Here is a 21478-nt window from a genome sequence, read left to right as displayed (position 1 = left end):
AGATTAATTAGGGATAGTGTAAAGCAATCCGAATCTAAGAGTTTCCGCGAGCGGGTGATTTTGTGTCTGAGGAACAAGGTAAGAAAAGTCAAACCCGACTCTTTTGATATCAAAACCTAATCCCATGGTAAAATATCTTCTTCCACCCTTGTTTGGGTTTTCATAGAAATATCCTGTTCGAAGTGAGAATTTTTCGTTGTAGGTATATTCTACCCCGAAGGAAATCATGACTTCTTGAAGCTCTTCGGAGAACCCACCTGGAGCATCAGCAAAAGAACCGAACATTCCTGAAAGTAGAGGGCGGTTTGGATCTTTGCCGGAGGCAATAATCAAATTGCCATCTTCATCTGTGGCAAGTGTTCCATCCTCATTTGTTTCATAGATTGGAGGCGTAGGCACAAGAAGTTTATTGAAGTCTAGGGAGAAAGTGAGTGAGTTAAACTCGTCTAAATTTATGAGGTAAGAAGTTCCTATTCTCAAATTTGTAGGAATGAAATCAAGGTCTTCCGCGCTATTGTAAGTGATTTTCGGTCCAATATTCGAGATATTAACACCCCAGGACCAGACTCCATCCTTATTTGTGGTGTAAACTTTTTTCTGATAGTAAAGTCCTACATCTGCTCCTACACTTATCCCTGGTCTGCTTTCTGCACCACCAACCGAGGAAATCGCACCAGAAAGATTAGAATGGATGAACCGTGCTGAAATGCCTAATCCGAAATTTTGAGATAGTTTTCTTGAGTAAGTTCCACCAATTGCGATGTCTCTTGGATTGAATTCGCCCACCTCATTACCCATACCATCTGTTAGCTGGATATCCCCCATATTAAAGTATCGAAGGTCAAAGCCTACTGCCGAAACTTCATCAATTTTAAAATACCCTGCGAGGTAACTAACAGACATATCATTCACGAGATTTCCAAGCCATGGAGAGTAAGAAAGGCTCAAACTCATTTGATCTTCGACAAAGGCCAGTTTTCCAGAATTCCAATGTGCACTATTTGCGTCCGGTGAGGTAGCCACACCAACATCTCCCATTCCAGAGTGACGGCTGTCTGGTGCGAAGTTCAAAAAAGGTACAGCCGTAGTAATTACACGGCGATCAGGATCCTGCCCCGAAATGATCGTACTATTTTGAGCATAAGTCGAAAAGGAAGCTAATGACAAAACTGTCACCAAGAGTATTTTTCCCTTAAATAATGCTTTAAATTTCATTCAATGATGAGTTTTCCGCTTACAGAGGCCTCGCTACCGTCTAATTCTGATATAAGCGACAATTTGTAAATATAAGTTCCTTTTGCTGGATATTTTGATTGCTCTTGCAAAAATATCCATTTGATTCCTCTGATTACAGGGCTGACGCCCACTAAACGTTGAATGTCTGAAAATAGTATTCGACCCTCCATATTATAAACTGATAAACTTAAAACAAGATTTTCATCCGGACGGTTATGGCTAATTTCAAAATTCGATTCGATACTTGAAGGGTTGGGATAAACCTTATGCGACAAAATCTGAATAAAATTACTTCCTACTACTTCAATAATTCTTTCCAAGGAGGAACTATTTCCTACATTATCCCAAGCACGAATGGTTATCTTGTTGAGACCTTCATTCAGGTTATTAATGGTGGTGGTGAGGCTTCCTTTTTTAAAGTTTCCATCTGAAGAAAGAAATAAGCTATTCAGATTTTGTGGAGGATTATTGTTCACCTGAACTTCTATATTCTGACCTGGATTTAAGCCTGAAACATTAATTCCGCTAATATCTTCTAAGGTCAGATCCAAAATGATTTGCTTGGAGTTAAAGCTAAGGTTTTCAGATTTTTCGTTGAAATAAGCCTGTATTTGTGGTCCTTCCTTATCATTAGGCTTTTCACCTGATCCTCCAATGATAGGTGTCCTTCCTCCAAAAGCCTCGGAAACTCCATCCTCCTCTGTACCCAATATTCTCAATGCCCCCTTGCCATATTCATAATCGATATTAGAGGAAATCAGAAAAGTGGAGGTGAACTCACCTGCTGAGATTTTACCCTTGCCCCTGAAAAGTGAAACTTTCTCTTCTTTAAAATCGAATGGGTTACTCTCGTCTCCAAGTGTGGTTGAAGTCCCGGGTTTATCCCTGATGTCTATGAGATATTCTCCATCAAAGCTACTCAGTTTTGCTCCGGACAAAGGATCAATTACCTGTCCTTTAAGCTCAATCTCCTGAAATGCGGACAAGGTGTCTACCTCTGTTTGTTTTGACACACTTTTTAAGGATGAAATTTCTATTTCAAGTTCAGGACTGGCTAATTTCATACTTGGATCGCCCAGCAGGGCAAAGTTTCTATTTAAGGCCCCATTCAAGCTTTGGTTTTTGGTGTTTTTGAAAATTTCTCCCAAAGTCCGACTTTCTCCGTTATCTCTTTTAAATACCTCTTGGACAAAAGCCTCGTTCAGTCTAAAATTGACACTGCTAAACACAGGCCTCCCAGTTGTAAGAAGTCCAATGGCACCCTTATCAGGGATAATCATAAGCTCTTCAGCGGCCGAGCGAATAAAAGGACTGTCATGTCTACCAAATTCGCAGGTAGCAGTAACCCATAGAGCCAATCTTTCCTGAGCTGGCCAATCCCTTATGTCTTCCACCTGAAAAACTTCCTCCGCAGTAAGGGTTGTCTCATTTCCATGACCGATATAATTCAAAAGCAGAGTTCCTCGCTCCAGAGTTTCCAACAGAGCTTCCTTTGCCGCAGGTGATTCCTGACCAGAGCCAGTGCTTATTTGCTCATATCGATCCAAGTAAAGTTTTCTTTGGAAATATCCCTGATGATTTTCAAAGAGATATTGGCTATGAGACTCAGCATCTCTTGCGTGGATATTATTATCTGCATCATCAGCAAAAAAAGCGACGGTCCTTTTCCAGTCTCCGGGCAATGGATTAAGCTCATACTCGATAATCTTATCGACCATCACCTTGGCTTCACTTTCATTAATCACCGGAATTCTTCCTACTCCGATCTGCATTAATTCATCACCTTCTCTATTTTCTTCCCAATTACCTTGACCCGGATTAATTAATCCAAAAAAATCATCTGAACTGAATGTGGTCAGAGGATTGAGGCTTTCCCTGCTAGAATAGGTAGGTATTAAATTAGGACGTCCTCCAAGAATACCTTTGGTGTCAAAGGTGCCTTTTCCAAAAAGCAAAACATTTTTTAGAGAACCGTTTCCAAACCTTGAGGCAATGAAATTCCGTATTCCATTGACATCGAGGTTTCCATAAGCATAGGCATCAATCACTTGCTGAAGACTCACCAATTCAGTGGAAAGGCCCATTGAGTTTTTATGTGCCTGTAATCGAACAGCGGAATTCCATAATTCAGAAGGAGAAATAATCAGTAAACCGGCATTGGAGGCTGAGGATCGAAGTGAAAGGTCCGCGGTTTCGAAATCGGTGATCTCAGGAGCTGATGAGGAATCAAAGACCACTAATTTCATAAAGTTTGTGGTTCCTATTTCTTCAATTAGCAGAGACTCGGGCTCAAAAAATCTTTCTACATTCCATATTTCCAATCCTTCGGAAAGAGAAATTTCAAATAGCTCTGAACTCTGTCTGTGCCAAACACCACTTGACAGATTGATTGATGACTGAGGCATTCCAAGGGTGATAAACTCAACGTATCCAGAGGAATTTGAAGCGCTCGCAGAGTATGAAACCTCCACTTCATCAACTTGATTATTGGTCGGTTCAAAGGTCTCATTTATAAAAATTGATTCACCTTTCACACCGTAAATTGCATCGGGTATTGCCTCGAATTCAAGTTCTGAAATCAGCTGACCATTTGCGGAAATTCTGATTTGTGAATTCGCTAAGGATTGAGCCATAAAGCTGCCTGAAATTATCCAAGGTGCTGGTTCACTGCTGCTTAGTCCAAAGCGAATGGCTTGTGAATTTCCTGAGCCTATGGCCTGGCCATACCACACACGGCCAGAATTTAAAAGGTTTGTTCGCTCTTCTCGATAAGTGTTGAATTGATAAAGAATAGAACTTATACCATTATTTCCGGACGGTGTCTGAAGCGTGCTTATTCTTTTGGGTTCCTCCGTTTTACCGATTAGGAAGGATAATTCATCTACTCCAAGGTGATTCACCTCCTCCCAATATTCACCATTCCAGACCCGACGATCTGGACCACTCAAAAAGACGAATATATCTCCGTTTTCGAAGTGAACTGGAATTTGATGTAGCTCCAGATCTTCAGATTGAAAAGTTTGTGGAAGCTGACCTGGGTATCCGAAGACACCTACTTCTTCGGGATTGATTGAGAGAGATTCTAGCTGTGCTGCGGAGATTTTATAGATACCTTCTTTGCTGATGGCAAACTTGTAAAAAGAGCTTTGCGCCAGCAAAATAGGACTCAAAACCATAAGAAAGAGCCCAAACACCCAACTTCTCCAATTCAAAATCATTTCTCACCTATGCTGTTTTCGACGATAGATAGTCCTATGTAAGCCAGAATAATGAAGGGAATGCCTGCTAGACCTAGCCAAATGGCTACCACGAAACCCAGTATTATCAATAGATACCTATATACATTATCCTTGAGGGAAAAGTTTTTGAATTTTAACGCGATAAGTGGAATCTCTGCAATCAGAAGGTATGAAATGACAATAGCAATACCGGCAAGGAATAAGGGCAAGGTTAACCAGGAACCCAATTGTATCCAACGTGTAGCGAGAAAAGGTAAAGTAGTGATCATCAAAGCACTGGCAGGGGTGGGTAAACCTATGAATCGATCCGTTTGGCGAGTGTCCAGATTAAATTTCGCAAGGCGATAAATAGAAAAGACGGGCACAGCTAGGGTGATATAGGTGATCCAATCAGCCTCAGCTTTACTCTCCGACATGGCAAAAAGCACAATACCGGGAAGTAGGCCAAAGGATATGGCGTCTGCAAGGGAATCAAGTTGTTTACCTAATTCTCCTTGAACCTTAAGAAGCCTTGCCGCAAAACCATCAAGAAAATCTAAGAAAGCCGAAATGAGAACAAAATAAGCTCCGTAATAGATATTTCCATCAAGAACTTGGATAATACCAATTGACCCTGAAAGTGCATTCAGAAGCGTGAGGCTATTCGGGATATGCTTAATAAAGCTCAATATATTGCGTTTTTGCCGACAAAAGGATTATGCTCTTTTTCAAATCCTACGTTAGTTTCTGGACCATGTCCAGGGAACAGGACTGTTGTCTCAGGCAATTCGAAAAGTATAGAATTTATTCGATCTAGGAGCTGTTGGTGGTTGCCGCCAGGAAGATCTGTTCGCCCAATACTTCCTCTAAAAAGCGTGTCTCCACAAATAGCAAAGTTTGATTTAGCATTATAAAAAACGATATGGCCAGGTGAGTGACCTGGCACGAATAAACACTCAAGTTTGTCATCACCGATTTCAATCATGTCACCTTCGCTTAAAAGATGATCATGGGTACTGGGTTCATAAGCTGGTAGACCATATCCAGGGGCATAAACTTCTACAGCCTTCAATACCGGTATTTCATTCTGGTGAATCCATAAATCAAGATCATATTTATTTTTTGCCCAGGCATTTCCTAAAACGTGGTCAACATGACAATGGGTGTTCAATAGCTTTAGGATTTTAATATCATTTGCCTGAATAAATCGGTCAAGCTCATTCTTTTCTTCTTTGTCATAACATCCAGGATCGATCAAAACTCCAGCCCCGTTTTCATTATAAACGAGATAAGTGTTTTCCTGAAGTGGATTAAATGTGAAGACCTTGATTGAGAGCATAAATTCTTTGAAGAGTTAGTAGGCAAAATAAGTAATAATAGGCTTAATTTGGACGATGAAAGTTGATTTTTTGCTGATTGGGCAGGGTCTGGCAGGAAGTATTCTTGCCTATCGATTGATTAAAAAAGGAAAGAAGGTAAGGGTTTTTGATACGCCCAAAAAAAATCTATCAAGCCGAGTAGCGGCAGGCTTATATAATCCGATCACCGGTAGGAAGATGCTAAAAACCTGGAGGGCGGATGATCTGTTTCCTGAAATAGAACAGTTTTATTCTGAACTCGAAACTGAAACCAAAACTTCATTTTTAGAGCGGACAGCTATTTATCGGCCATTTTTGACCATTGAAGAGCAAAATGAGTGGATGGGAAAAAGTGCAGAATTAAATTTTCAACCTTATGTTGAGAAGGTCTTGAAGAAGTCATTAAACTCTTCAATTAATGATCCATTTGGAGGGATTCTTCTTAAAAATTGCGGGTGGCTGGACACCAAAAAATTTCTGGACGCCATGTCTTGCTGGCTTGGGGATCAATTGATACAAGATGAATTTGAGGAGTCAAACCTTCAGAGGATTGAAGATGGATGGAAATATGAGAATTTTGAATCCTCAGCTTTGATTTATTGCAATGGAATTGGTGCCATGAACTCTTCATTTTTCAGCTATCTGCCGTTTGCTCCTTCCAAAGGAGAGATTCTCGAGGTACGACAGGGTTATGATCCGAACCTTATCATAAATCGCGGTGTTTTTCGGGTAGGTTTAGGAGAAGGTAAATTCCGGGTGGGATCGACTTATACTCATCATGACCTTGAAAAAGGTCCTACTGAAAAATCGAAGAACGAACTGATCAGACGACTCGGAGACTTAATGAATGAACCGCTGGTGGAAATTATTGGCCATAAACATGGTATTAGACCGGCTACAAGGGATAGAAAACCATTTTTGGGTAAACATCCTAAGGAAGAAGGCGTTTATTCTTTTAATGGATTTGGTGCCAAGGGTGTATCTTTAATTCCTTATTTCAGTAAAATTATGATAGACTATATAATTGAAAATAAGCGATTGGATAAGGAAATAGACATCGAAAGGTATTTTAATTATATTTAAATCAAATCAGCCCAACGAATGCGCAGACAGGCTTTACGTCTTTTATTTATAATAGGTTTTCTATCTGCTCCCTTTATTACCCAGGCTCAATTTGATCAGGAGAGATTCGGTAAGAATAGGATACAGCACAAAGAGTTTGAATGGTATTTTTACAGTTCAAATAACTTTGAGGTCTACTATTACGACCGGGGTGGAGCCAATGCCAAGTTGGCTATAGATTATCTCGAAAGTGAGTTTGACAGACTGACACAAATGATAGGCTACGTGGCCTACACTAAGCCCAAAATCTACGTATATAATTCACCAGAAGAACTTCTTCAGTCTAACTTGAATTTGAACAAGGACGAGTTCACAGAGGATGGGCAGACCACTTTTAATAGATTAATTGCTGAAGTATCCTACAAAGGACATATTGATTTATTTAAGGAGGACTTAATATTCGCAACTTCAAAAGTCATTATTGAGGAAATGCTCTATGGCTCCTCAGTCGCCGATGCTTTTCAATCAAATCTGATCAATAGCTTTCCGGAGTGGTATTTAGATGGGGTTGCCTTATATCTGGCTAAAGGCTGGAGTCGTGAGATGGACGACTACGCAAGGCATTATTTCGCAGAAGAAGAGGATCCGAAGCTTTTAAAGTTGAAGCAAAGAGAAGCTGCTCTTGTGGGCCAATCTGTTTGGAACTACATAGCCGAGAAATATGGTCGCCGATATATTTCCAGTATTCTTAATCTCTCAAGAATAAATAGAAATGAGGAAAATAGCATTGCAAATACGGTAGGACTTAATTTCGAAACTTTCAAAAGTCAGTGGAGGGAATATTATACTAACATTAACAAGCAGGTTTTTAGTACTTTCCAAACGGTAGATTCCGATCGGGCTTTTGTAGAGACGTCTCCAAGGGTTATTGGGGCTATCAGTGATATTGAGTTCAGTCCAGATGGACTGAATTTGGCTTATGTATTAAACAACGGGGGTAAATATAAGGTGGTCGTAAGGGACCTTTCCAGTGGTGATGAAACCATCATTTATCGTGGAGGAGCCACATACGAGGATCAGAATCCAAACTTCATATCCCCAGTAATTGCATGGAGGGATTCAGCCAACGTGGCGATAGCATCCTTCAAACGTGGTTTTACCACTCTTCGATTGAGATCAATAGACGGTACAAATCAGGATAAAATTTTCCTCAGAAATATTACCCAGATACTTAGCCTTGATTTTAACAGCACCGGAAATAATATGGTGCTTTCAGCAATCTCGAATGGTAAGTCGGATATTTATACTTTAAATACTAGAGGGGCTGGACGTCGACTGACAAACGATCGTTTTGATTACATCACCCCAACTTTTCTGAATGATTCGACCATAATTTATTCCTCCAATTTCACATCTCTTCCTGACTCCATAAATGATAAAAACCTAAAGATGGAAGACCTGCCGGACATCTATAATCTATACAGGTTAGATGTTGGGGATTCCATGGTTACGACCCAGCTGACGAATACTGCAAGTAAAAATATTAGGCCGGAGAAGCTAAACGCAAATTCAATTATTTTTCTAAGCGACCTGAGTGGTGTAAATAATTTGATGAGATTAAGCTTGGGGACCAATGTATCAAGCCAAATATCAGGTTTTGACAAAAGTATAGAGGTCTTTGATGTTACAGGTCGGATGAACAAGGTGGCCTATTCTATAAGAGATGGAAGGCAAAGCTTCGTGGTAGTGGAAGGGTTTTCAGCGGCTGATCAATTTACCCCAAGTACTCCAAGGGTTCAATTGGCGCAAGCCAAGGACTTAAATGAGAGGATAGCTATGAGGCGAAGACTTGAAGAACAACAAAAACAAGAGGAATTAGAAGAGCAGGCAACTGTTATCCCACCCACTGAAGATTTGGGAATTCCAGAGGCTATGAAGGTGGATACTACTGCCAATGTCAATCGAAGTTCATCTATAAATGTAGATCGATTAAGATTTGAGAATAAGGGAGGAATTGATACTGATAATTATACTTTCGACTCCCTTCCAAACCCGGTTTTAGATAGGGAAAGAACTGTTGATAGTAGTAATAAGATTAATTTGCTTGAAACTTTTAGGAGACAGAGCTTAAGAAAAAGAGTGGTGGGTCCAAGGCGCATGGAACCCCAATTTTTCACGAATAATATAAATACCCGATTTGTAGTAGACCCACTTAGGGGATTTGGTATTATGCTTACTGGAAAGATGACCGATCTTTTGGATAATCATTCATTTTATGGAGGCATCATGACTACGCTTGATTTTAGATCAGGTGGAGATATTTTCTTTGAATATGAATACTTAAAAAGTAGACTGGACTTCAGAGCTAGATTCGATAGAAGAACCATCGAAGTAGATGAAGGTGATATTACCTTCCAGAGATATGCTCTGACCAAGGTGGAGCTCGGAGTTTCCTACCCATTTAACATAAACACTAGATTCACTTTAGCCCCTTTTGTTGCTAAAACTCAATATTTTAATTTAAACCCTGATTCTTTGATCCTTGGGCAGGTACCGGAGCAAAATCGCTTTGATGTGAATTATATTGGAGGTAAAGCAGAATTGGTATTTGATAGAACTGAGCAAATCGGGCTTTATACACCAGCCGGTATTAAAGGGAAGGTAGGCTTTATGCATTATCAAGGTTTGAATCATGCTGATCGCTCTTTCAGTCAGTTCTATTTGGACTTGAGAAACTATCAGAAGATTCATAAGAATATAATCCTTGCTTCTAAGCTTTATGTAGGTTCATTCATGGGAAGAAATCCTCAATCCTATTTGGTAGGTGGTATGGATAACTGGCTATTCAATGAATTTTACAATCCTCCATCAAACCGTCCTGAGGCCTCACCAGTTAGAAATCCAACAGGGGCAGAAAATTCAAACATACTCTTTGCTGATTTTGTGGATTTAAGGGGATATGATTACGATGAAATTCGAGGAAGAAATGTGATCACATTTACGACTGAGCTTCGAATTCCTATTTTCTCTTATCTCACTAGAGGAAATATTACCTCCAACTTTGTGAGAAACTTTCAGCTTGTAGGATTTTATGATATAGGATCAGCATGGAATGATGCTGCACCTTGGGAGAGAGTGAATGATCAAAACACTGAAATAATTGATACCGAAGGTTCTCCTTTCGAGATAACGCTGAACAATTTTAACAACCCATGGCTACAGAGTTATGGAGCTGGATTGAGAACAGTGCTTTTGAATTATTATGTGAAGTTTGATATGGCGCGGCCCGTTAGAAATTATGAGCGGGAAAACATGAGGTATTATGTGACCTTAGGTTTTAATTTTTAATCCAAACTTTACAAGAATGATCAAATCCATGACTGGTTATGGAAATGCCAGCTTAGAAAATGAGCAGTTATCCATAAATGTTGAAGTAAAGACTCTTAATTCTAAATTTCTGGATTTTTCTTTTCGGGCTCCAAGGCAGTTCTCAGAAAAGGAAAAAGAGGTAAGGAACATAGTTCAAAATACTCTTGAGAGGGGTAAAGTAGCTATAAGTCTCGATATTACTTCCAAAAGTTCCGGACAGCTTCCTGTTCAAATTGACGAAGAACTTTTCAAAACCTATTATAATAAGTATAAGGAACTAGCTGTTGAGGTAGGAGATAGTAGTTCTGAAATATTCAAAATGGCACTGCAGAGTCCCAATGTAACCACGAATATTGCTTCTGATTCAGAAGATCTCGAGTCTGAATGGGTGCAAATATTAGAGGTGATCAAGGAGGCTCTTTCAGCATGTGCATCCTTTAGGGAAGATGAAGGAAAGGCATTGGAGGTAAAATTAAGTGAAAACGTAGGGACCATTCGAGAGGGTCTTGATGCGGTAAAGGGACTCGAAGGAGAGAGGGTCGAGAAGATAAAAAGCCGAATTCGTGGGCACTTCGATGAGTGGTTGGAAGAGCAACAATTTGATGCGAATAGGTTTGAGCAAGAGCTCATTTACTATTTCGAAAAACTTGATATTACGGAAGAGATTGTAAGATTAGGAACTCATCTAGATTATTTTGAGAAGACTATGAAAGAAGGTAAGGGGCAGGGGAAAAAACTTGGGTTTATCTCACAAGAAATGGGTAGAGAAATCAACACTATTGGGTCGAAAGCAAATGACGCTCAGCTTCAGAAGCATGTAATCCTGATGAAGGATGAACTTGAAAAAATTAAAGAACAAACCCTTAACGTTCTGTAAGTTCAGTTTTCCTAATTAATCTACCTGGAGTTCTACCTAGAAACTGTCCTTTTTCTAAAGCTAGAACTCCATCAATAATTACATATTCAATACCCACCGGATATTGGTGAGGTTTTACGAAGGTAGATTTATCTATGACGGTTTGCGGATCAAAAATCACCAAATCAGCCTTCATTCCTTTTTTAATGATTCCTCTGTTAGCCAATCCCAGTCTTTGCGCTGGCATTCCAGTCATTTTATGGATTGCTTCTTCGAGACTTAAAACTCCCTTCTCACGTACATAATAGCCTAGAATTCGTGGGAAAGTGCCATAGGCACGAGGATGAGGGTGTCCATTTCCCGGTTCAGAAAGCCGTCCATCTGAACCTATCATGGTCATGGGATGTGCCATGATTTTTTCTACATCCATTTCATCCATGGCATGGTAGATGGTTCCTGTTCCTCCGTTTAGTTGAGCTTTAATTACATATTCAGCGCCGTTTTCCACACTCGGCTCTTCTCCCTCCATGGTTAACCAGTCATGTAAGGTTTTGCCTTCTAATTCTGTCCTCCAACTCACCCTCGAAAACTGGATTCTTCTTAAATCACTTCCCCCTCGATCATTTAATATATTCCAGATGATTCCTGCTTTGATACTATCTTTCAAAACAGGATCAGAAACCCTTTCTGAAAACTTGCCACCTTCTCTGGCCCAGGCTGGAATTAAAACACTTATTCCAGTATGGCTGGCAGCATACGGGTATTGATCCATCATAATATCCAGACCTTGAGCTCTTGCCGAATCGACCAAAGCTAAGGTTTGGCTACTGGCTCCCCACATTCTAACGCCAATGGCCTTGTGATGAGTCAATACCACAGGAATATCAGCTTGCTCAGAAATAACAATAGCCTCTTTTACAGCTGGTATTAAACCCACTCCTTCTTCCCTTAAATGGCTTGTATAAATCCCACCGTTTTGAGAGGCAACTTTTGATAAGGAAATTATTTCATCAAGCTTGGAAAAGGCACCAGGAAGGTATTTTAAACCTGTTGAAATCCCGAAGGCCCCGGCTTTCATGGCGGATTCAATGGAAGCTTTCATTTCTTCCAACTCTTGGAGATTTGGCTCCCTGTCATCCAAGCCCAAAACAGCTCTTCTTACGGAATTATGACCAATCAGATATCCAACGTTCAACCCTAATTCCATTTGGTCAAGAGAATCAAGATAAGATTCGAATGGCCATGGCCCACCGCCATCAGGTCCACCCAGTGCAAAGGTGACTCCCTGCCTTACGTGACTTTCTGCCAGAGGCATATCCATTAAGGGTTCGAGGTGGGTATGCATGTCTATAAACCCAGGCGAAAGTGCCATACCTTTGGCATCGATAATTTTTTCAGATTTTGCTTCGCCCAAATCACCAATTTCGATGATTTCACCATCTGAAATAGCTATGTCAACTTTTGCTGGAGGGTTTCCCAAACCATCATAGACGTCTGCATTAATAATTATAAGATCATAGCTGTTAGATGTACATGAAACCCATAAAATCAAGCCGAAAAGAGTAAGGAGGTTTTTCATTTCACAATGGATTTTCCGTTTAACAAAAGAAAGCTAGAATCTAATAAATTCTAGCTTGAAAATAGCTCGGGTTCATCAGCAATGAAATTATGGGCATAAAAAAAGGGTCTGAATTCAGACCCTCTCTTTTTTATTTTTGGATTAGCTCAATTTAAATCTAATCGGTAATCTCATCCTAGTTCTTACTGGCTTCCCTCTTTGCTTACCAGGCTCCCATTTAGGGGCATTTTCTACTACTCGAATGGCTTCATCATCACAACCTCCGCCGATACCTCTCAAAACATCAACGTCTTGGATAGATCCATCTACGTTAACAACGAAAACCACGATAACTGTTCCTTCGATACCCATTCTTCTAGCCTGGGTAGGGTATTTCAAATTCTTTCTCAAATATTCATTCCAGCCTGACATTCCTCCTGGAGGATTTGGCTGGGTTTCTACCACGTCAAAAATTTCGTCAGCTTTCTCCTCTACAGGAGCTTCAGCGATAACGACCTCTTCGATTACCGTCTCTTCCTGAACGTCAACATCAAAGTTAACTTCAATTTTTTCTTCAATCTCAACCTCATCTGGAATCTCCTGAATAATTGGCTGCTCCACTGGTGGTGGTGGTGGCGGCGGTTGTTCAGTAATAGGTATATCTAATAGCTCTTCGAAGTTATCAGTCACCATTCCGAGGTCCTTAAGAGCACCATCATCAAATGACTTCCATTCGAAGGCTGCAAGTGACGCACCCACAGCTATGGCTAATCCCAAGTTCAGGAACATTCCTGTCTTGTTTGCCAGATCAGCGCTTGGAGTCTTTTTTGCTTCCATGACGAATTTTGGTTGAGTTTTACAATTATATTAAGAACTAGACTTACAAGATTAACGATATTTGATCAGTTATCCAATACTATTCGGACTTGGAGATGTTTAAATATGTCAAAATTCCAAGTCCTCCCCCTAAGATATTAGCGGCTATGTCATAAATATCGAACGTTCGATTTGGTACTTGGGTTTGCGCTAGCTCTAAGACTAGTCCAAGTAGTAAACCGAAAATCAGGAAATTAAGCCTACGACCAGTTCGATTATTTTGAAAAATGGGCTCTTTTATTCCAGCCCAAATAAAGCTCAGGATACCAAAACAAATAACGTGGATTAATTTGTCCTGAAAACTGAAATAATCTACTTCTGGAAATTTATCTCCAGGAGTCAGCATTGCAAATAATAAAACAACAAGCCATGTAACTCCCAGAATTAATCTGAACATTTTACTTGCCTACTAATTCAGCGTATTGTTCAGAAGTAAGAAGGTTGTCAGGAAGATCTCCGGTGATTTTAACCTTGATCATCCAGCCTGATTCATATGGCGAATCATTTACTAATTCCGGATTGTCTTCAAGTTCTTCGTTCAGTTCAAGAATCTCACCACTGATGGGCATGAAAAGGTCAGAAACAGTCTTAACCGCTTCTACGGAGCCAAAAACTTCACCACTATCTAGCGTGTCACCGACAGTTTCTACTTCTAAGTAAACGATATCTCCCAATTCACCGGCTGCAAATTCAGTGATACCAATGGTGGCTACATCACCATCTATTTTGACCCACTCGTGGTCTTCTGTGTACTTTAAATTTTCTGGAAAATTCATTTTTCAATTTTTAAAACGGTTCAAAAATATAAGGATTAAAAATAGGATGAAATCTATTGGGATAAATTAAATCTAACTTGTCCACCAAAGGCCGTAGAGGAGCGACGGAAGGCAGTAGTTACCTTTGGGTCATTGATGGTTCGATCAAAATATAATGTCACACTTAGGTTTTGATTAACAATGTAAGTGGCAGTAGGCCGTATTTGGATGTTCAAGTTGCCATTTGTAATTGTACTACCCTCATCTATTTTCCTCTGAATTTGAGTGGTATTCACAACTTTGGCATCCATCCTTAGCGTAAGATCATTTTTTAAGATGGCCTGCTGTCCACGAATCTTAAACGGTACCCGAACGCCTGCTTTGGTATATCCAATGTTGATACCAAAATCGGAGCTTTTTTGCTCTGTGATCTGCGAATTTGAGAAGTTCATTCCAAGGTTTCTCTCACGATTGTACAATACTGCCACGTTCAGTCTATCCTTGGTTAAGACATCAATACCAATAAGTGGAGAAAACCGTTCGGACAAAACCACGTCATTTAATACATACACCGGAATGAACTGGCCCGTCTCATTGACTTCATTCGGTAAAGGGATATTCTGCAATGAATTGAATAACTCAAGACCCCGCTGATATTGAAGAGAATTGCTGAAGTTACTCGCATTATAGGAGGATGTGTAGCCGTGCTGAATATTTATGCTGGTGAAAATATCACTCAAACCTTTTAATCTGGATAGACCTCTGTAGTCAATTCGCCAGTTTGGCAAAGGAGTTTTCGGGAAGGGGTTTAAGTTCACCTCTTCCGCATCCTGCCCTCGATATGCTGCTAGGAAGGATGGAATAAGTACATCCTGTCCATTGATTCCATACTCACCACCACTCACTTCGGCATCCAGTCTACCTTTAATAATGGCTCTGTTCACTTCAAATTGATCAAAGAGGGGTGAGTTATTTTCTTCGTCAATACCGGAGAATGTTGTTCCGATCATGATTGTAGTGATCGAATAGGAGGATATTCTATTCGGACTTATAGAAACATATTCACCGGGATTATCCATGGAATTTCGGAAAATTTCCCTGTAATCTCCAGTTTCGCGTTTATCTGCATTTAAGGTAATTCTGAAATCCTGGAAGGGTTCTACAATACTCGTCAGTCCCAAATTAACTCCTCTATTTTGGGTGAAAGGCTGTGTCAATTCAGAACTCGGGGCTATCAGCCCATCTCTTGCCAAGCGGTTTCTAATAGATGGGTCCTGACTACCAAAAAGAAAGGCTAACCCGGGGTTTTGGAATGCCCGGTCCATACCTAATAACCCTGTATTAGGCATGTATCCAGGCAAGAATGTTCCCTCAATCACCCCGTAATTGAAATTTAGATCCTTTACCATCATAAGGAATTTCAAGAGCTTGTTACTAAAAGGTGTGCCAATAGTGTCTTCCGCCGAAACCGTAGATCTTCCGGGTATGCCCGGTCGTTTTGGTGCATTTAAGGCGGCCAGCTTTTTATTCTTGTTGTAGAGCTTCATGAAATCAATCTTACCAATCAGGCTTTGCTCTCGAGTGTTCTGAATAGAGTTACCCAGTGTATCTCTTTGACCTATGGCGCCAGTTAACCAGGTGTAAGTAGTGTTATATCTGTAATCAGCAGAAATCCAGTCAGTTACATTGGATTTATCAAATGGTAATTTATAATTGATAGAAACTCTATGGTTGTAATTAGTTCTTCGTCCAAAATTCCACGCATTATTCCTAACTGAATCTTGTTTAGCCTCTGTATCTAGATCGCCTTGGGGTTCATCCACTACAGCCATCACAGTACCAGTATAATCTACTCGTAAGGACCGGCTCAAATCCCAGTTAAGGCTATAAAAACGATTCATAAAAAAGCTCTTCTGGAAAAGCGGATCTACACCAGATGTACTTAATTGATCATTTCTGTATTGAGATCTCAGTAACCTTCTATCTATATCCAGTCTAGCCAATACATTAGTAGGCGCGAGATTCAGATTGAATTCTTTGAGGAATCTAAGATTAGGGGAACTGAACCAATTACTGTTTTTGAAAGGCTCAATTACCAGAGGTTTCAGAGGATAATTGTAGGTGATATTCCCATTATAAGTCTTGAAAGTGTAATCTTGAATTTGGGCATTGGTCTGTTTTACTACACCATACGAATAACTAAAGGAGAAATTGCTTAAATCATAAAAATGGCTCTTTGCCTCAGGGTTGGTTTTGATTTTACGGACGTTTGCAAAGCTGATATTTTTTCTATTGGTCTGATCCAAAGCCAACTGACGATAAGCGTCCCGATCTGCATCGGTTTCAAATTTGCCCAAGGCAACTTCAAAAGGTACATCGGGGTTAAGCGGATCATATTCAGGCCTTGTTGTTGAGTTTGCCACACTGAAATACATCGGAATACTGATTCCGAGTGCCTCAGGCAAAAGCCTATCCACATCCACATTTGTGGAAATGTCATATTGGGTGATCGCTTCTCTTGATCTCTGAGATAGTCGGGTTTCTAGCCCTCCAAAACCAATGGAGTTATGTCGGACCGAAGCAGAAACCACGGCCACATCTGCGATTTTAGCATTCACAAAAGCATTGGCTGCCCAGCCATTGGATTTGGTAAATCCGGTTACTCGCAGTTCATTTGCCCAAATACAAATACTTCGGCTGCCACCTATTCCTGTGCCTGGATTTCGGACCCCAATCATCATTCCTTGAATCTGGCTGAGTTCAGGACGTCCTACCACTGTCACATTGTATTGTCGTATTTGTTGAGAGAAAGGTAGGTTTTGAGGGACTTGGTTATTGTCTCTTTCTACTTTCACACCTACTATTTCCTGAATGGCAATATCAATCTCGTTTTCTAAAGGCCAGATGGCTCGTGGGTCCCTGGTTCCTCTAGGAGTGATGGTTAAGGGAACTTCGATCTCGTAGTAGTTATCCGTGTAATCTGTCCCCATCCTTAAGAAAGCGGTGATTTCTCCGTCAATGGCATCTTCACTATCAGCATGCAGGAACATCTTGATTCTCTCGAACTGAACAATATCCTGACTGATATTTCTAAATACGGCTCTTGCATCCCTCGCTCCGAGATCTTCTACACAAACTCTCAGGGACTGTTCATTCAGCCTTCTTTCTACGGTGGAAGTATTGTCTCGATCTCTGTTAATTCCTGGAGGTAACACATAAGGGCTTTCGGTATCACTTCCTTGACTGTTTTCCTCAATAGAAACCACATCCACAGTCACATTTGAATTATCCGGTTCAGGAATTTCGAAGAAGCCTTTTTCGAAAAGAGACTCCTGGAAAACTCTCCACTGGCTTCCAATCATCCGGAAGTTTGCCATTCTAAGTACAACGGGCTGCTCAAAGTCGGTCAGGTAAGTTCGAATCCAACGGATGGATTTGAAACCAGTGATGTCACCCTGAACACGGTCCGGCTGTCTGACAGGGATTCTGAATAAGTACCAGTCTATGTTATCCCCATTCTCATTGTGTGTAGTCTTGTCGACGATATAGTTTTGGCCAACCACCAGATTTCCAGGCCTGATATCAATTTCATATTCGTAGTAATTCTCAAGTTCGTTGATGGTGTTGTCTGTATTGAGATCCTCGTTGTCCGGCTTGTTGGTACCAGTTGGAGTATAAGGGAGGTTTTCATTTTGAGTAACCGGTGTATTACCCTCCATTCCATTGAATTTCTTGTACCGTTCTAGGATTTTTAGGTCTTGATTGTCAAACTCTTCATTGAGATAATATTCAAATCTATCTGCTGAAACATCTTGAAGGATATTATTCAATGCATCCTGAGATACATTAATCCTATCGAGATATCTCTGTCGGAAATAATCTGCCTCTAAATCATTTCTAAGACCATCCAATCCTACATCCTGATTTACTCTAGACTCCTCCGAATTATCAAAGGCGGGAAGTAAAAATTGTTCCCTCGTAATTCTTCCCCATTCATTTTCCAAAGTTTCTGAAGGATCACCATCAGCGGGAAGACCATTTTCGAAGGCATGACTTCCATCTCTCATTACATCTTCAGCGATGTCCCCGAGATTAAAGAATATCTTACCTCCGGTAGTGTTGTTCTCATTGAAAATTCCATCTAGAACTCTACCATTTTCTCCTTCTATGAAAGGATCCATCAGCCAAAATTCTAGGTATTCAATGTTTGTTCGATCAAAGTCAACTTCAGTGGTGATTGCTCTGGTAATCGCTCCGTAATTACTTTCTGGGTCTTGTAGTAAACCATTAAAATTTAAGTCAGGATTGTAATTGAACATTCCCCTTTCAGAAGGGAAATAGGCAAGTTCGAAGAGTGGTTCAGGGGTAATGATCACATCTCTGTCCTGCTGTGGAAATATTTCCTGAGGAATAACCCGTCTTACGTAGTGATTTCTTCTGTCTTCGCTGGTTATGTTTGTAGGAACTCCAGGACCGCTCTCTAGGTAAAAGATAATATCGATATTATACCATGCTATTCGTGCTCTCTTGTAGGCAAAGCCAAGATTATCTTCAGTCTGGTTACTTTTATCAAATTTATTGGTAGGAGTGGCTGGAGTAGATCCTAGTTTCCAGTTTTGGTTTGCGGCGCCTCCAAGTCCAAAAGGAGTAATAGCTGCTTCGAAATCATCAATATAGGATGCCGGATCTCCATCTACACTATTGGAAGTTCCAGGGATAAGATGGGCAAACTCCCCACTGACCTGAACCACGGAAGTTTCTTTAGTATCCGTAAAAGGCAAAGCATCGGCTAGTTTGGTTAGCCATCTGGATTCGTCATTATAATTCGCATCCAGTCCCCAGAGACTGTTTCTCAGGGTTTCGCTTCCTGTGGCGATTCTAGTTACGTTAGGCCTTTCATTCAAATAAAGAAAGGTGCCTCCCACATTTAGTTTGTCGCTGGCAAGATAATCTAGTCTGGTGCCTAAAAGACTTCTGGTTTGGAAACTGACCAGATCAGCCTTTTCAAAACTGATTGAAACCTGTTTACCAGACTGGAGAATGGCATCATTAATAATGACCAATCTCCCCGAGTTGTAATCTATGGTATAGTCCACACCTTCCGTCAGTGGAATATTACCCGCCTGAACGATTACCGACCCAGGAGAAATATTTAATCCAGGCAGTTTGATTTCGCTCGCAGATCCTGAGGTGAGTCGACCTTTGATAAAATACTTATTTAGTCTGGTGACTAACTCCGCATCCGCTTGGGTAGTCTGATAAAGTGTGTCATAAACAAACTTGTCCTTCAAAACCACCTCACTTGGTAGAAACTCTTTTGCTAAGTTTGAGCCGAAAGGCTCCAAAACAGGGAAAATCAAAAGACCCCGATTCGAAATCATGGTCAAACCTTCCACATAATCAAAGTTCCCATCTGGCGCGGGGTCATTCTGAGGGTTCAAGTTGTCCAGCCCGGTTAGTCGAATTAGAGGAACATCTTTTACATTTTCACCTTCAAGAAGAGATGGGTTATCTAAACCAGTCCTATCGTCTCGATAAATCACTTGAAGCTGAAAACCTTCCCTTAAAATCTGGCTGGAATTCAAGTTGTAGACGTTTTTCATCATCAGGTCCCAAGTTGGAATTCTGGTATTTATCCGGGCAGGCCTGAGAAGTTTCATAAAGATCAATTCATCTTCTGCTCGGTCCTGATAATCTTCAGTTAATTCACCTACCTTGTAAACCTGACCGTTGTAGGTGTATTCGTAGGACACGGCGAGAACCTCATCATTTTGAAGCTTTCTGAATAGTGATAAGTACCCAAGTTGCGGATTAAAGAAATACTCGGTTTCCTGAAGCTTTCTGGCACCATTGATTTGTTCGAAATCCACCCCTTTTCGAATTCCTAATGCAGACTCCATTGCTCTTGATCCTGTATCAAAAGGGCGGAAAGCAGGATTTGATGAAATATTTCCGTAAAGGGAATTAGCACCATTGCTGGCTGGGGAATTCGGGTTTCCAGGACCGATATTCGGGTTCGATGGGTTTGCGATTACCCGGCCTTCGCCCAAATCGAGAAAGGCTGCAAAATTTCTAAGGGTCTCCGTATTCGAAGCCCGGTTCATGATATAGACTTCGATTCTCGTGACGTTAACACCTGATAGAACCTGGGGTAATCCCCTCAGCCAACGTTCATAATTATCACGGAAGAAATGTGAAAGGAAAAAGTGTCTGTTCTCATCATATTGCGAAGCCTGAATATCAAAGGTTCTTCCTTGTCCGTTAGCATCAATCACCAGATTGTCCCTTCTACCACGTTGGGTAGAAGCTACGGCAGTTACATTAAGTTTACCGAATTGTAACTGGGTTTTTACACCGAAAAGATTTTGGGCTCCCTGAATCAAACGGTTTTGAACAGGCATACTCACGTTTCCTATTTCTACCTTTTGGAGAATATCTTCTTCGAAACCATCATACTCAAGCTTGAGCTGATTTTGGAAATCAAATGAATTGTTGGAATCGAAGTTGGCTCCGATATTGACCTTTTCTCCGAGGGAGCCATTCACCGCCATTTGTATTTGCTGATCAAAATTGAATCCTCCGTTTTGCTGCTGACGGATGGGCAGGGTAGGGTTGTCAATTCTTCTGAAAATTGCTCCAAAGTCGAGATTAACATATCCGGTGGGAACGATGCTGATCTCACTTCCTCCAAAAATTCTATCAAAAGACGGACTTACCGTAAGGGGAGGAATGAGTCCACGGCCTTCTACTGCGCTTTCTCCGTCTCCCCCTCGAGCTCTGGTATTCCAGTAATCTTGCCTGACTTTGTATTCCTGAGTTTTCGAAAATAACTCAAAATCGTACTCCTGTTCATTTCCTACCCGATTACTATCATATTCATCAATAATCCGATACCGAAGGGTACTGTCGATCTCCACCTTGATATTTTGTTGGGTAAGTGGACTTGGTAGAAAAGGAGACCTTGGCCTTAGAAAAGGATTTTGATATGGAAAAAGTGGATTTGTCTTAAGGCTATTCCATAACAAAAAGGAAGGGGAAGACCTCCTCTCATTGAGAGAGTCAAGCTTGGAAGGAATGGTATCAGTCTGGGTGTCTTGAGCTTCGGAAGTGTTGTAGGCTAGCAAGAGCCCAAAGAGGATGAAGCATTTGAGCCAGATACTAAAAAACCACCTCCTTCTAAAAGTCAGTAA

Annotated in this window: 12 protein-coding genes; 3 read left to right on the top strand and 9 right to left on the bottom strand. The window is 40.8% G+C overall.

Translation table 11 applies throughout. From position 1 onward, the window contains the following. Window positions 1-3: 3 nt before the first annotated feature. From porV to QVH07_RS01735, 4 genes are read right to left on the bottom strand one after another with little or no spacing between them, the layout of a single operon-like run. On the bottom strand, window positions 4-1215 hold the full coding sequence (gene porV, locus QVH07_RS01750) for a type IX secretion system outer membrane channel protein PorV (protein WP_289998405.1): 1212 nt from the start codon (window positions 1213-1215) through the stop codon (window positions 4-6). Then, window positions 1212-4454, bottom strand: coding sequence for a type IX secretion system sortase PorU (porU, locus tag QVH07_RS01745; protein ID WP_289998404.1), 3243 nt, complete (start codon window positions 4452-4454; stop codon window positions 1212-1214). Before porU ends, porV begins: the two co-directional genes overlap by 4 nt. Further along, window positions 4451-5143 (bottom strand): CDP-diacylglycerol--serine O-phosphatidyltransferase, encoded by a 693-nt coding sequence (pssA, locus tag QVH07_RS01740; protein WP_289998403.1) that lies wholly within the window; start codon window positions 5141-5143, stop codon window positions 4451-4453. Before pssA ends, porU begins: the two co-directional genes overlap by 4 nt. Then, on the bottom strand, window positions 5140-5793 hold the full coding sequence (locus tag QVH07_RS01735; RefSeq protein ID WP_289998402.1) for an MBL fold metallo-hydrolase: 654 nt from the start codon (window positions 5791-5793) through the stop codon (window positions 5140-5142). Before QVH07_RS01735 ends, pssA begins: the two co-directional genes overlap by 4 nt. 55 nt (window positions 5794-5848) lie before the next feature. Between QVH07_RS01735 and QVH07_RS01730 the strand changes: the two genes are divergently transcribed. From QVH07_RS01730 to QVH07_RS01720, 3 genes are read left to right on the top strand one after another with little or no spacing between them, the layout of a single operon-like run. Further along, complete coding sequence (locus QVH07_RS01730; RefSeq protein ID WP_289998401.1) at window positions 5849-6895, top strand: NAD(P)/FAD-dependent oxidoreductase; 1047 nt, start codon at window positions 5849-5851, stop codon at window positions 6893-6895. 18 nt (window positions 6896-6913) lie between these two features. Beyond that, window positions 6914-10222, top strand: a complete 3309-nt coding sequence (locus tag QVH07_RS01725; RefSeq protein ID WP_289998400.1) for a BamA/TamA family outer membrane protein — start codon at window positions 6914-6916, stop codon at window positions 10220-10222. Between the two features lie 16 nt (window positions 10223-10238). Next, complete coding sequence (locus tag QVH07_RS01720; RefSeq protein WP_289998399.1) at window positions 10239-11120, top strand: YicC/YloC family endoribonuclease; 882 nt, start codon at window positions 10239-10241, stop codon at window positions 11118-11120. Here QVH07_RS01720 and QVH07_RS01715 read toward each other — a convergent pair. The 5 genes from QVH07_RS01715 to sov all read right to left on the bottom strand — a co-directional run bounded on the left by QVH07_RS01715 (window position 11107) and on the right by sov (window position 21412). After that, entirely contained in the window at window positions 11107-12678 is a 1572-nt protein-coding gene (locus QVH07_RS01715; protein ID WP_289998398.1) for an N-acyl-D-amino-acid deacylase family protein, read from the bottom strand. The two genes, QVH07_RS01720 and QVH07_RS01715, sit on opposite strands and share 14 nt — an antisense overlap. 141 nt (window positions 12679-12819) lie before the next feature. Next, the gene (locus QVH07_RS01710; RefSeq protein WP_289998397.1) at window positions 12820-13494 is read right to left on the bottom strand and encodes an energy transducer TonB; all 675 of its coding nucleotides are present in this window, start codon (window positions 13492-13494) and stop codon (window positions 12820-12822) included. A gap of 79 nt (window positions 13495-13573) precedes the next feature. Beyond that, window positions 13574-13930, bottom strand: a complete 357-nt coding sequence (locus QVH07_RS01705) for a VanZ family protein (protein WP_289998396.1) — start codon at window positions 13928-13930, stop codon at window positions 13574-13576. A gap of 1 nt (window position 13931) precedes the next feature. Continuing rightward, window positions 13932-14309: a glycine cleavage system protein GcvH gene (gene gcvH, locus QVH07_RS01700; protein WP_289998395.1), complete on the bottom strand. Its 378-nt coding sequence runs from the start codon at window positions 14307-14309 to the stop codon at window positions 13932-13934. Window positions 14310-14362: 53 nt separating this feature from the next. Next, the gene (gene sov / locus QVH07_RS01695) at window positions 14363-21412 is read right to left on the bottom strand and encodes a T9SS outer membrane translocon Sov/SprA (protein WP_289998394.1); all 7050 of its coding nucleotides are present in this window, start codon (window positions 21410-21412) and stop codon (window positions 14363-14365) included. Window positions 21413-21478: the final 66 nt, after the last annotated feature.

Origin of the sequence: Algoriphagus sediminis (assembly GCF_030403435.1) — a bacterium.
Classification (GTDB): Bacteria; Bacteroidota; Bacteroidia; order Cytophagales; family Cyclobacteriaceae; genus Algoriphagus; species Algoriphagus sediminis.
The sequence above is the reverse complement of the archived record's forward strand: the minus strand, read 5'-3'. Positions and strand labels throughout refer to the sequence as shown.

Excerpts from the sequence above, each read along its gene's own strand:
- QVH07_RS01735 (WP_289998402.1), bottom strand. The coding sequence starts at position 5,793 with ATGCTCTCAATCAAGGTCTTCACATTTAATCCACTTCAGGAAAACACT.
- QVH07_RS01725 (WP_289998400.1), top strand. The coding sequence starts at position 6,914 with ATGCGCAGACAGGCTTTACGTCTTTTATTTATAATAGGTTTTCTATCT.
- QVH07_RS01710 (WP_289998397.1), bottom strand. The coding sequence starts at position 13,494 with ATGGAAGCAAAAAAGACTCCAAGCGCTGATCTGGCAAACAAGACAGGA.
- porV (WP_289998405.1), bottom strand. The coding sequence starts at position 1,215 with ATGAAATTTAAAGCATTATTTAAGGGAAAAATACTCTTGGTGACAGTT.
- QVH07_RS01720 (WP_289998399.1), top strand. The coding sequence starts at position 10,239 with ATGATCAAATCCATGACTGGTTATGGAAATGCCAGCTTAGAAAATGAG.
- porU (WP_289998404.1), bottom strand. The coding sequence starts at position 4,454 with ATGATTTTGAATTGGAGAAGTTGGGTGTTTGGGCTCTTTCTTATGGTT.
- gcvH (WP_289998395.1), bottom strand. The coding sequence starts at position 14,309 with ATGAATTTTCCAGAAAATTTAAAGTACACAGAAGACCACGAGTGGGTC.
- QVH07_RS01715 (WP_289998398.1), bottom strand. The coding sequence starts at position 12,678 with ATGAAAAACCTCCTTACTCTTTTCGGCTTGATTTTATGGGTTTCATGT.
- QVH07_RS01730 (WP_289998401.1), top strand. The coding sequence starts at position 5,849 with ATGAAAGTTGATTTTTTGCTGATTGGGCAGGGTCTGGCAGGAAGTATT.
- QVH07_RS01705 (WP_289998396.1), bottom strand. The coding sequence starts at position 13,930 with ATGTTCAGATTAATTCTGGGAGTTACATGGCTTGTTGTTTTATTATTT.